Origin of the sequence: Nonomuraea antri (assembly GCF_013283785.1) — a bacterium.
Lineage (GTDB): Bacteria > Actinomycetota > Actinomycetes > Streptosporangiales > Streptosporangiaceae > Nonomuraea > Nonomuraea antri.
Genome location: NZ_JABCPZ010000144.1, coordinates 17,321 through 28,222, shown reverse-complemented (window position 1 = coordinate 28,222; position 10,902 = coordinate 17,321). Strand labels below are relative to the sequence as shown.

The following is a 10,902-nucleotide window of genomic DNA, read 5'->3' as shown; positions in this document are numbered from 1 at the left end:
AAACGCCCAGCTCAAGAGCTGGCGCATTCTCCGCAAGCTCCGCTGCTGCCCGCACAAGGCAGGCCAGCTATGCAAGGCGATCGCCGTCCTGCAGAACTACGAGCTCACCCACGGATGAAAAGGCCTCAATATGGCCGAGCAGCCAGGCGAAGGAAGCGCCGGAAAGGTCCACCAAGGAAATTTGGTGTGCGAGCGCGTACTTCTGGGCGTCCGCGGTGAAGCCACTCGCGGAGAACAGGGCATACGAGTACTTATACCGCTGGCGCGGCCCTCTTCTCTGGTCGGTCATGAAGTTCTCGTTCACGTCGTGCATCACACCGTGGGCATTTCGTACGATCTCCAGGCCGCATCGGTCCTGGTAGTACTTGGCCTCGAGGAACAGCCGCACGGGCATAGAGAACGCCGGGGTGAACGTGAATTCCCCGAGCACGTCCACTTGATGGAGCGCACCCCGTCCGCGTACCCGAAGTGTCTCCCCCTCCGTGACCAGCTCGACGGGGTCCTGGTTCTCGTGGACGAGCAGCCGGTAACCGCTTGAGCGCAGCAGCCAGGCCAGCGACTCTTCGAGTAGATACCCCCTCAAGGCAGAGTCCTTGATCGCCACTATCCCCTCCCCATAAGCGGGTCACGCGTTGGTCGGCACGCAGCGAACCGCGTACGAGCTCGTCTTACACGTCGTGAACCGAGCCAGGCGCACGAGTTGCAAGCAGGTCGTCATCGTCACCAACAGTCCCTGCCGAGGCAAGCGCTATCGCGCCATCCATACTCGACAGGTCGCTTAGACAGAGCCGCTGGCACCCGCCATGGGCGCGTAATGCTCGTAGAGTCCGTTGAGCTGGCCCACCCAGAACTCCTCCTTCTGCCGAGCCGACGGCTTGCGCGGAAGAAGTCCGAGGTCGGCGGCGAGGCTGTAGAAGCCACCGCCCGCGTCGTTGCCGTCCAAGTAGATCACCAGCGCTGAGATCATCAGGCCACTCGCTGGACGGTTCCGCTCCACTATTCGCCCGAGCAGATGTCCCATGGCCGCTCGGTCGTCCTGCCGGCTGAAGTCAAACCCAGAGAGACCGGTTCGGCGCTCGAGTACGGTGTTCAACTCCGTGTACGACGTCGTCTTTCGGAGCCGTGCGCGTTCGATCAGAAACTTCAGCCCGGCTTCGGTGAGCTGTTCCCAGGTCTCGTCGTCACGACCGTACAAAGACATCGCATCGCCTCCACATAGAGAATAGCCGGATTTCTTCGAACGCCGCATGGAGAGCTCGTCATCGAATGGGTCATGTGCAGGGGTGACGAGACGAGGAGATCCGCACTGGAGTACATGTGTGGTGATCTGTTGGCCGCTGTCCCGGTCTTGTACTCTTTTCGCACTGTCGGTCCTTCTTCTCTGGGCTGGTGTTGATGACGGACAAGCGCAAGGTCCAGACCGCGGTTCTCGGTGCCCCCGATTCGCACGAACCAATCGTGATGCCTTTCGAACGGGCTGACGCAATCCTCCTCCGCTCGAGATACAGCACACGTCGATTCTTCTGTGGCGAGTGGCTCGGCGGTTGCGGAAGAGAGCTCTACACCCGAATCGGATCCACGCGGGTACCGCACTTCGCTCATCACCCCGAAGGTTCCGACGAGCCCGTGACTTGTAGGCGCTCCAGCAATGACGAGGCGAGTGCCGATCACCTCTACATCCGTCGCGCGCTCGTGGAATGGCTCAGGAGTCATGGTCATCAGGTCAAAACCGTGGCGCTGGAGGGAACGGTGCCCCGCCAGGGCGGGACCTGTACCGGCATGACGATCGAGACCACTGCGGATCTGCTGTTCGCCGTCGCGCTCCGCGACGATCTAAGGAGGGACCCTCAGCGTTACTGGCCGAAACGCGACACCGAGCTGCGCCGACGACGTAAGAGGGTTGAGTGGCTGTTTGGCCCACACGTCACCCTCGCCAGGCAGATGATCAAACGAACAGGTCACGCGTTCACCGTGACCTGCCGGAACGAAGGGCTTCATCGCAGCGTCCAGATCGGGCTCAAGGAAGGCGGCAAAATTCCACTCTGGGTCGATCTCGCCGACTGCAAGATCGATGAGAAGGGACACCTGTGGACCCCTCGGCTGGCCGAAATGCGCCACCGAGAAGCCTCCCAAAGCCCCAGCACAAACGTGAAGTCACCGTCTCCGGTCACACAGGAACAGCACCGAGCAGAGATGCAACCCACAGGCTTCCCATTGAGTACTAACCTCCTGACGGTCTTGCCTCGAACTTCGGATGGTCAGACCATCGAGGCTGAAATCTCCTGCCCAGTCGCCACCCTTCCGGCCGAGATCGTTCAGGTGAGGCTTCCCAGGGCGGCGAGCAGCTTGAGCATCGGACACCCCTATCGGATCGTGGGCCCAGCGCTCTGCGTCGCCGACAGCCAACCAGACGAGCGCAACCTCACCTGGACGATCCACGCCCAAGACTTATCACCCCTGTTCCACGATGAACCCGAAGTGAAAGTCGTCGAGAAGCAGGTCCCCCAGGACTCCCTCTGGAATAAGTCGATCGCCCTGCTCGCAGAACTGAAGCAGGCGCAGCTCTCCTCCGACGACGCAATATCGGCCAGACTGCGAGCGGAGTTGGAGGAACTCATTCCCCAGCTCACCCGACGCCAGCAGATACAGGCCCGCAAGCAAATGGGCAACGGCCAAAAGACCCGCGGGCCCCGAGCGGCTCCGAAGCCGACAAAGAAACCCCAGCGCACCAGCGGTAGTCAAGCTCGCCCGGCAAAGAAGGCAAACGTGGTGGATGTCCACGAGAACCAGGCATCCATCCTCGCCGAGATGATCAAACGCGCGAATAGCCAGGGCAAGCGCCGTGAGGCTATGGAACTGTATGAGGCTCTGAGGCGCTTCCTGAATAGCCTGCCGGCCGGTGAACGTCGGGACCAATTCGACCAGCTTGCACGGTACAGGAGACAGCCGGCGGGTGAGGCTCGAGGCAGAAGGCAGTGAACACTGAGATCGGAGCATGTGCTCGCGCGGCTTGTTGCGACTGCAGGACCACCTGGCCTGGGTAGGGCTAACAGACAATCCCCCCAGCGATAGCAAAGCCACCCCTATCCATTTGAACCCCAACGAAGCGTGAAAGCGGTGGCAGCAGAACCACTTTCGATGTGGTCCTGGGAACCAACGCCATCAGGTAATCGCTTGGCGGAGGGCCCGAGCTCCGTGCAGGAGCCGGGCCCTCCATGAGTCCGGCAGGTTTACGAGTAGGACGAAGAACCGGTCTCCGACTTGCCGAAACCGTACTTGTGCGCAGCTCGTTCCGCCCGCACACGTTGGCCTTTCATCTGCATCTGCGCGAACTGAGTACTTACCTCATACGCCTCGGCAACACGCGCGTTGTCCCAGCCGTGGAAGGCCATGCGTTCGGCTGCAGCGAGCGGGATCAGCAACTCACCGGCCATGAAGGTCGCCTCCTTCTCCTGCCTCTCGTCGAACTGCCGCTTGTGGTCCTCACCCAGGATCACGTTGTCGAAGGGGTGCTCCAGCAGGAAATGACCAAGCTCGTGCGCGATGTTCGAACGCCGTCGGACACGGGCGTGGGACTCGTTCTCCACGATGACACGCGCCGTGCCCAGCGGTAGCAGGGCTGCCGACCACACAGTCGAGTTTCCCATGGCGAAGTGGCTGAAAGCCTCATCGCTCACACCGTGGGCGAGCAGGCCCTCAAGTCCGTAGACGGGGATCCCGTGGGCCTCGGCCAGCGCATATGGATCGAGCGGGTCAGTCGGGCTCAGTCCAAGTCCTTCTCGCTCTTCGAGCACGACCTCACGCATCCGCAGTTGCGTCCACCCACCACGGGTCATTCAACCCTCCTGGCCTTTTCGTTCGACCTGGAACCGTCGGGCTGCAGCGGCGATGACCTCTTCCAGGTAGGCCACGTCTTTCTCTGAGAGATCACGACGTGCCCGCAGCAGCGGGACGAGAGAAGCTACCAGTTCCGGCTCCTCCGCGTCCGACCGCATCGGGTCCACGTAAAAGGACTCCGCCGGCATCCGCAGCCAGGTTGTCATCGCCGCAAATGCCGTGACGTCTGGTTTCAACCCGTTGGCCATACGAGAGATCGTCGACGCTGACACGCCAATCTCCTTGGCCAACTGCCGCCACGACAGGCCTTCCTTTGCGCGCGCGGCATCCAGGGCCGCGTGTAGCGCCTTGACGTCTACACCAGGGGTATCGCTCATCCCGGACGCCCCTGAGTTCTTCCACTGCTCCACATGTCGCTCACTCCTGCTACAGTAGCAGTGCTCGAAATTTCGAGCACTGGTCTATATCTGGCGCAGATGTGGGCTGGTCCGCCGCGCGCCACAGGAGATACCGATGTCCCAGGACGACCACGGGCGCCCGCTCGTCACCATCATCGTCAACACGCGCTCGCACCCCTGGCGGGAGAAGGCAATTGCCTTTGAGCAGGCCGTCGAGCTCGCCTACCCGGGCCAGCCGCCGACCGACCAAGACACCTACACCGTCCGGTACAGCCGCGGTCACGACGGGCACGGGGCCGGCAGCCTGACCGCCGGCCACAGCGTGAACGTCAAGAACGGAATGGTCTTCGATGTCGTCCGCACCTCTCGTTCGTGACCCGGACCTGTCCCGCTTGCTCGACGACGGCTACGAGGTCGTGGTGCAGGCGGGGCACCTGATCGTCCGGCACATCCCTTACGTCACAGAGGCCGGGACCGTGCAACACGGGTTTCTGGCCTACCCGGTCATCATTAGCGGAGACCGGGTTGTCAGCGACACCGACCACCGGATCTGGTTCGGAGGGTCGGCACCATGTGACGAGCACGGCCGCAGGCTGCCGATGGTCAATCCCGAGGTCCGAGTGATCGCCGACGGCATCCAGGCGGACTTCATGCTGTCCTCAAAGCCCGGGCCGTCCGGCTACCCCGACCAGTACACGAAGGTCACCGCCTACACACGGATGATCGCCGACCAGGCCCAGGCGCTCGACGAGGCGGTCACGGCCACCCCAGGCGCGGCCTGGCAGGAGGTCGATGACGACTCGCCATTCGTCTACCGTGACACCGCCACCTCCCGGGCCGGGCTCGCGGCGGTCCACCGCCGCTTCCGTGGCCACCGCATTGCGATCATCGGGCTCGGCGGCACTGGCGGCTATATCTTGGATCAGGTCGCCAAGAGCGAGGTCGAGTCGATCCTCCTCATCGACGGAGACCTTTTCGACAATCACAACGCTTTCCGAGCGCCGGGCGCGGCGTCGCTGGAGACGCTGCGCGAGCGCCCGAACAAGGCCGCCTACTTCGCGTCGGTCTACTCCCGGATGCACCGTGGCGTCGCCGCCTACGAGCACTACCTTGATGAGGACAACCTCGAGGTTCTGTCCGGGGTGACCTTCGTGTTCCTCGCCTCGGACGATGCGCTGAGCAAGGCGACGATTATGGACTGGCTGGAGGCTCACGACGTGCCGTTCATCGATGTCGGCATGGGCGTCGAGGAGATCGACGGCCGCCTCACAGGTCTACTGCGGGTGTCCACCAGCCTGCCGGGACGTCGCGGTCAAGCTCGCCGCCGGATCCCGCCCCCAGCCCCCGAACATGACGACTACGGACGCAACATCCAGACCAGCGACCTGAACGCGCTTAACGCGCTTCTCGCTGTTGGCCGCTGGAAACGCCACCTCGGCATCTACTCCGACGTAACTGACGAGTCCTTCACGACCTACTCGCTGATCACCAACGAGATCGCCAACGAGGACCTCCCGTGACCGCCGTCGCGTTTTTGCGCCCAGAATTCGTTGAGAGTTTTCCCCCGGAAATGGAGCGCGGAGTGCTTTACGTCTCGATCCCCTATGCCACCTGCGGACACTTGTGTGCCTGCGGTTGTGGCCAGGAGGTCGTCACTCCGTTGTCCCCAGGGCAGTGGACGCTCACCTACAACGGGGAGAACATCTCTCTGTGCCCCTCGATCGGCAATTGGGGGTTGCCCTGCCGCTCCCATTACTGGATCAGGGACGGCGCGGTGCGGTGGGGCCGCCGCTACACCGCCCGCGAAATCGCCAACAATCGGGCACGCGACCGCAGAGACCGGGACTGTAAGAACAACAACGGCTCTGGCCCGTAATCGGTGGTGGCGGTTAGTGACTGTCAGGGCAGCAGGATGCGGTGGCGCAACAGATCGAATCCGGCGCGGCCGTGCATCTGGCGCATGATCCTCTTCGTGCGGGTGTTGACGCCCTCGGTGCGGCCGTTGTGATGCGGAAGAGTGAGGGCGGCGTTCACGGCGGCGCGGTCGAGTTCGATGCCGTTGGCGAAGCCGTGCAGGTGAGGCAGGTCGGCGGCGCGGATAGTGGTGATCCAGGTGGTGAGCTTGTCGTCGTTGCCTTCAGCCGGGGCGAGAAGCGCGGCGAAGTCGCGGACAAGGTGGGCGAGTTCGGTCAGCTCGGGACAGGCGGCGATGAGCTCTCGCACCAGCCGGGTGTCGCCATCACGGAGTCGGCCGGGGTGAGTGAGCAGCAGACGCGCCAGGCGGCGCGGGGTGGTGACGGGCCGGTCTCCTTCGGCTCGGCCTTGAGTGATATAGCGGTAGAGCAGGTTGAGACTGCCGGTGTAGCCGCGCTCCTTGATCTCCCGGAACAGCTGCTGAACGGGCACGGCCGGGTCGGTGGCGCGTCGCTCGCGCAGGTGATCGCGGTAGGGATCGACGAGCGTGGGCCGGTAGCGCGGTGCGCGGCGTAAAGCCTCGGGTTTGTGGGTGCGGGCGTAGCGCTTGACGGTGTTGAGCGACAGGTTCAGGCGGCGGGCGCATTCCAGCAGGCCGACGCCCTTGCCCAGCAGGTCGTGGATCTGCTCCCAGCGCTCGCGAGTGGTCCGTTCGTGGACGCCGGCGGGGCGAGGCGGGTTGACCGTGGCCAGCAGGCGCTGTGGGAGCGAACCTCGGCGAGGGTCTTGTCGCAGAAATTCGCCCACAGATGCCACCGGTCGCCGACCTGCACCGCATCCGGCAGAGCACGTTGGATCGCCTCCCCGTAGGCACCTGACCCGTCCCGGCAGACGATCTCGACCCCAGGGTGGGATCGCAGCCACGCCTCCAGCAGCTCGGCACCGCGGCCGGGCAGGACATCGATCCGCTCACCGGTCTCGGCGTCAGTCAGGACGGTGGCATACCGGTGCCGTCGCTTGAGAGCGAAGTCATCGACCCCCGGCACGCGGGGGACCTGCAGCGGTGGCAGCGGCAGCCGCATCAGCAGGCGCAGCGCTGTGGATCTGGAGATCGTGACGGCCAGGACCTCCGGCAGCCGGGCACCGGCCCGGCCGGCCAGTTCCTGGACCACCGCGCCCGGCTGGCCGGTGAGCCTGTTCGTCCGACGCTGGTAGCGCTCAAGCAGCCCGGGAACCTGCTCACGGAACGTCTGCCGAGGACATCCCCGTGCTGGGCAGACCAGACGCCGCACCTGTAGCGACACCATCACCGGCCGCCCGTCGACCGGCACATCGGTGACCGTCCGACCGGTGTAGCCGTGCACTCGACCGGTCGGCACTCCACACGCGGGGCACGGCATCGGTTCGTCGCGCGTACGGGCCATCACCCGGATGTGGTTGCCCTCGTCCTCTATGCCATCGATGACCAGGGCAGACAGTCTCGCGAACACAACATCCGTAAGATCGTCGATCTTCAGCACGGCACAGCCCGGCAGGGGATCACCCAGCGCCACCACCGATTACGGGCCAGAGCCAAAAAAGCGACAGACAGCCGATTAGTTGCCAAAATCTCCCACGCTCATCTGGGGCTTATGGCACACATGGAAGGAACCAGCGTTGCATAATCGTTACCTTAAGGGTGGCTATTGACGGACGCACAGCGTGCGCGCGAGCCGGACAACCACTCACCGGGCAGATATCACCGCATCCCTTCGGCCTCACTGGCCGGGCGCGCAGGCAGTTCGGGAACCCCCGGCGGGCCAGCCTCACGGGGCAGGTGCTTCCCAGGGACGTGCAACTCGCTACGGACGCTCTCATGCACCGTGTTGAGCGCACGGACATACGCCTGGTTGCAGATCTCCCACGCCTCCTCGTCGGCGTCCAACAGGCCTCGCGCGATCCACTGCAGCCGCCAAATCTCCCGGTTCAAACGCCGGACCGCAGCCACCACATCAGCGTCGCCGATCAGCGCGACCATCTCGCTCGCGTCGGCCCGCCGCGCCTCCGCCTCAGCAAGGAGTTCAAGTGCATCATCGCCTTTCAGCGCCACAGCGCGCTCGCCGATTCCCCTCCCAGCCAGGATCCGCCGCGAGATCCGGTTCATTGCCTTGGCCGCGTTCAGGTACTCGGCATACGCGGCCAGTTTCTTGTCGGACCAATGCCGCGCCTGGTCACGACGGAAGCGCAGCCGGTCAGCGAAAGCCGTACCTACGAAGGTGGCGAGTGCTCCGACCACGACGGCGAGCAGTGTCACAACCGCATTCGTCACCCACTCATTGTGGCCATCGAGTACCAGCGGTCACCAGATCGAACGCCTGATCGCTTGATTTCGTCCCGCACGCTGTTTAAATGGCGATGCATCAGAACGGGCAGAAATCCCGTTGGAGGCGGCATGGGCGGACGGAACCGGTCGGATCCCCGCTGGTCAGCCGTGCCCGCCGAGGTACTCAAGGATTTTGACGCCTATCTCGCGGCAACCGGTGACCGCCGGCACGTCGAATTGCTCGAGGTCCTCATCGGCGGATTCAGTGGCGCACAGGTGCTACTGGTAGAGATCAAAGTCAGGCGTCAGCCGACGCGGCAGCGCGTCCTGAAATTCTGCTTGGACGCCGCCGAGCCCGAACGGATCTTCTTAACCTACGACGAGGCGCCGCAGGATTTCGCCGAGCGACACTTGGCGAAACCGGTAGACAAGATCAAAGAAGGCCGGTGTGCTGCCGTCGTCATGGATGTCGCCGGGCGGGACCCCACCAACTGCCGCCCACTCACCGACCATCTTGGCCGGCCCGACCTCAGAGAAGTCTGCCGCACGATCGTCTCCTCCGTGCTCGACGGCTGGAACGCCGGCCGCACGGACCTTACCCGCCCATACACCGTGGCCGAGTACCTTCGCTCGTTGGTGGGCGAGGCGCGGATGGGTCCCGACGGACCGCTCGCCGCCTTCGCCACCCGTATCGACGCCCCCTCTCACCGCGAGACCATACGCCTCCCCGGATGGACTCGTGAGCTGCGCAACCCCCTCGCGCTCGCCGACCCTGACACGCCCGCCGGAGCGTCGCCGGTGTCGCGTGGCGCTCTGATCGGGGACGGACACGGCGACCTCAACGTGTTCAACCTACTCATTCCCGGCTATCCGCATTTCGCCGCAGAGAATTATCAGATCATCGACTATGGTGGCCGCGGCACCGACCAGCCGCTTACATGGGATCCGATGTATCTGCTCGTCTCGATGGCCACCCGGTGGCTCGGACAGATGAACCCGACCTCGAACACCGCCCGCCAACTTGTGCACGTTCTGGCCCGACACCGAAGCGCGGAGAACGACTTCGGACTCAGTGACCACCGGGCTGTGGTCAACGCCGTCTACGAGGCCGGATACGCATGGGCCAACAGAGAGTCGTACGGCGACCGGTGGTTGCCGCAGTGCGCCCTCAGCCTCTGCGCCGCCGGGCTGCTCTTCATCGGCCGGAAAATCCCAGGAGTCGATATCCCGCTCGACGACTGGTTCTTCGAGCTCGCGGCGGAGGCAGCCGATGACTTCGCCGAACAAGCAAGGCTCCCGATCGACATCGCCTCCGCCCGCCAGCGCCGTGGCAAGAGGGCGGACGGGGCCTCACAGACGGGCAGCCCCTCCAAAGACATCGCGGAATTCGTTCGACTGCTGGAGGAGGCCGAGTTCGGTGGCAACTGGGCCAGCGTGCGCCGTGGCACCGTCACACTGCGCGCCTACCTGGAGAAGCAGAATTATGCGATCGACTCGCCCCACGCCATCAGCATCCAGACCCTGATCGGCCAACTGCGGGACGCCTTGAAGGACGCCATGGATGCCCGTCTCAAGACAGGTCTCCAGAGACGGGCCGCCCAACGGGCCAGTCGAATCGCGCAGACGTTACCGCCCCTGCTCCTGGCCTGAGGCGCGTGGTGGCCGGGGGCGGAGAAACATACCACAAAGCCCTGGACGCCGCCAAGGCGAAGATCTCCTGGATAGACCAAGAGTGGAACCGGCAGGCGCACCTTCTGCGGCGGAAGGTTCTGAAAGAACAGGGAGAGTTGGAGATCGAACAGGAGCAGTTTGGCACAGTCATGGCCGCTCTGTGGGCGCTGCTGGACACAACGAATGCTGGGCAACTCGAGCTACTCGCGGCCCAGGCGTCCGCAGCGATCTCGGAGGTGATCATACACATGGAGACCGAGTACCTGGAGGAGTCGAGCGAGCGCCGAGGATGGACCGAGGTGCATCTAGGCCTGAAGCAGGCCATGCACGATCTCAGCATCTTCCTGAATGACTTACCCGACACACGAAAGGAAACGCACGGCCTCGACAACGACCCTAGGGATCGCGTGACGGTACGATTGCGCAACATAGATGATCACTTCAAGCCTACGATCGCCGCCGCTTCCTAACCGCACGAATGCGCGGTGCTGCCTTTCGCTCCCCAGACGATGAACGATCATGGGGCGACCTTCATCTGGCAGAAGCGCGCTCAATCCAAAGGAGCTAGAGGAGATACGTCATGCTCCTGCAGTACTGGCGAATCCCCTCCTGCCTTACACGCGGACCGCCGGACATACCTAGCGTTTGAACCGCCCCCTAGCCCAGCGGAAGCTGCTCCATGACTGCTCGCACGCGTTTCTCATCACCTAATACCCGCCCCTGGTGCCGCATTGAACAGGGAACAAAAGGGAAATAGTGCCGACGGTCAAGAACGCATGA

At 63.8% G+C, this 10,902-nt stretch carries 11 protein-coding genes and 2 pseudogenes; 7 read left to right on the top strand and 6 right to left on the bottom strand.

Features of this window, described 5'->3' with window-relative positions; translation table 11 throughout:
• A pseudogene (locus HII36_RS35540) lies at positions 1-118 on the top strand (IS5/IS1182 family transposase); the annotation flags it as partial.
• On the opposite strand, the gene HII36_RS35535 reads toward HII36_RS35540, so the two are convergent.
• Positions 68-604 (bottom strand): restriction endonuclease, encoded by a 537-nt coding sequence (locus HII36_RS35535; RefSeq protein ID WP_217370377.1) that lies wholly within the window; start codon positions 602-604, stop codon positions 68-70. The pseudogene HII36_RS35540 and the gene HII36_RS35535 sit on opposite strands and share 51 nt — an antisense overlap.
• Before the next feature lie 174 nt (positions 605-778).
• Positions 779-1,249 carry a hypothetical protein gene (locus HII36_RS35530; RefSeq protein ID WP_236004198.1) on the bottom strand — a complete coding sequence of 157 codons (471 nt, stop codon included), beginning with the start codon at positions 1,247-1,249 and terminating at the stop codon, positions 779-781.
• A 146-nt stretch (positions 1,250-1,395) separates the two neighbouring features.
• On the opposite strand from HII36_RS35530, the gene HII36_RS35525 reads away from it, so the two are divergent.
• On the top strand, positions 1,396-2,979 hold the full coding sequence (locus tag HII36_RS35525; protein WP_173527697.1) for a competence protein CoiA family protein: 1,584 nt from the start codon (positions 1,396-1,398) through the stop codon (positions 2,977-2,979).
• A gap of 251 nt (positions 2,980-3,230) precedes the next feature.
• On the opposite strand, the gene HII36_RS35520 is transcribed toward HII36_RS35525, so the two are convergent.
• Both HII36_RS35520 and HII36_RS35515 read right to left on the bottom strand, forming a co-directional pair.
• On the bottom strand, positions 3,231-3,806 hold the full coding sequence (locus HII36_RS35520; protein WP_217370376.1) for an ImmA/IrrE family metallo-endopeptidase: 576 nt from the start codon (positions 3,804-3,806) through the stop codon (positions 3,231-3,233).
• Between the two features lie 30 nt (positions 3,807-3,836).
• The gene (locus tag HII36_RS35515) at positions 3,837-4,247 is read right to left on the bottom strand and encodes a helix-turn-helix domain-containing protein (protein ID WP_217370375.1); all 411 of its coding nucleotides are present in this window, start codon (positions 4,245-4,247) and stop codon (positions 3,837-3,839) included.
• Positions 4,248-4,350: 103 nt separating this feature from the next.
• Between HII36_RS35515 and HII36_RS35510 the strand changes: the two genes are divergently transcribed.
• Genes HII36_RS35510 through HII36_RS59320 form a run of 3 tightly spaced genes read left to right on the top strand, consistent with a single transcriptional unit; the run spans position 4,351 to position 6,111 of the window.
• On the top strand, positions 4,351-4,611 hold the full coding sequence (locus tag HII36_RS35510; RefSeq protein ID WP_173527695.1) for a multiubiquitin domain-containing protein: 261 nt from the start codon (positions 4,351-4,353) through the stop codon (positions 4,609-4,611).
• Complete coding sequence (locus HII36_RS35505) at positions 4,586-5,755, top strand: ThiF family adenylyltransferase (RefSeq protein WP_173527694.1); 1,170 nt, start codon at positions 4,586-4,588, stop codon at positions 5,753-5,755. Before HII36_RS35510 ends, HII36_RS35505 begins: the two co-directional genes overlap by 26 nt.
• Positions 5,756-5,805: 50 nt before the next feature.
• Entirely contained in the window at positions 5,806-6,111 is a 306-nt protein-coding gene (locus HII36_RS59320) for a DUF6527 family protein (RefSeq protein ID WP_407940842.1), read from the top strand.
• 23 nt (positions 6,112-6,134) lie between these two features.
• Here the strand turns inward: HII36_RS59320 and HII36_RS35500 are convergent.
• Together HII36_RS35500 and HII36_RS35495 are read right to left on the bottom strand one after the other, a co-directional pair.
• Positions 6,135-7,669: pseudogene (locus tag HII36_RS35500) on the bottom strand (ISL3 family transposase).
• A gap of 218 nt (positions 7,670-7,887) precedes the next feature.
• Positions 7,888-8,457: a hypothetical protein gene (locus HII36_RS35495; RefSeq protein ID WP_173527693.1), complete on the bottom strand. Its 570-nt coding sequence runs from the start codon at positions 8,455-8,457 to the stop codon at positions 7,888-7,890.
• Between the two features lie 123 nt (positions 8,458-8,580).
• On the opposite strand from HII36_RS35495, the gene HII36_RS35490 reads away from it, so the two are divergent.
• On the top strand, positions 8,581-10,101 hold the full coding sequence (locus tag HII36_RS35490) for a hypothetical protein (RefSeq protein WP_173527692.1): 1,521 nt from the start codon (positions 8,581-8,583) through the stop codon (positions 10,099-10,101).
• 5 nt (positions 10,102-10,106) lie between these two features.
• Positions 10,107-10,592: a hypothetical protein gene (locus HII36_RS35485; protein WP_173527691.1), complete on the top strand. Its 486-nt coding sequence runs from the start codon at positions 10,107-10,109 to the stop codon at positions 10,590-10,592.
• The last annotated feature ends 310 nt before the right edge of the window (positions 10,593-10,902 follow it).